At 72.7% G+C, this 502-nt stretch carries 2 pseudogenes; both read left to right on the top strand.

Annotated features, from left to right (window positions below):
• Positions 1-266: pseudogene (locus CCN56_RS34240) on the top strand (hypothetical protein); the annotation flags it as partial.
• A pseudogene (locus CCN56_RS34235) lies at positions 263-502 on the top strand (hypothetical protein); the annotation flags it as partial. The pseudogenes CCN56_RS34240 and CCN56_RS34235, both read left to right, overlap by 4 nt.

Below are 502 nucleotides of genomic sequence, written 5' to 3'. Positions count from 1 at the left end.
ACCCCGGACGGACCGTCACCCTCACCGTCACCGGAACGACCGTCCAGCCCCCTCCCTCCCGCATCGAGTTGAAGAAGGGCGAGCGCCTCACCCTCCGTGTCACCAGCGACCGCGCCGACACCCTCCACGTGCACGGCTACGACCGCGAACTCCTCCTTCCTCCCGGCACACCCGCGACCCTCACCCTCACCGCGGACCGCACCGGCCTCTTCGAGGTCGAGACCCACGAGTCCGGACTCGTGCTGACCCAACTCGTCGTCCGATGACGGCCACCCCCGTCGCGGCCCACGTCCACGCCGAGACCCTCGGGCTCACGCTCGCCCACGGCGTGGGCTCCCGGCACGACCTCCCCCTCTCTCCCTTCTACGCCTACGCCGGCGCCTTCACCGCCCTCCTCGTCTCCTTCCTCGCCCTCGGACTCCTCTGGTCCTCCTCCCGCTTCCGCGGCGACCTCTCCGGCCGCCCGCTCCCCGCCGCCCTCCAGCGGGCGGCCGGAGAGGTC

This window comes from Streptomyces sp. NRRL B-24572, assembly GCF_002156145.1.
Taxonomy (GTDB): domain Bacteria; phylum Actinomycetota; class Actinomycetes; order Streptomycetales; family Streptomycetaceae; genus Streptomyces; species Streptomyces vietnamensis.
This window is presented reverse-complemented; position numbering and strand designations above follow the sequence as displayed.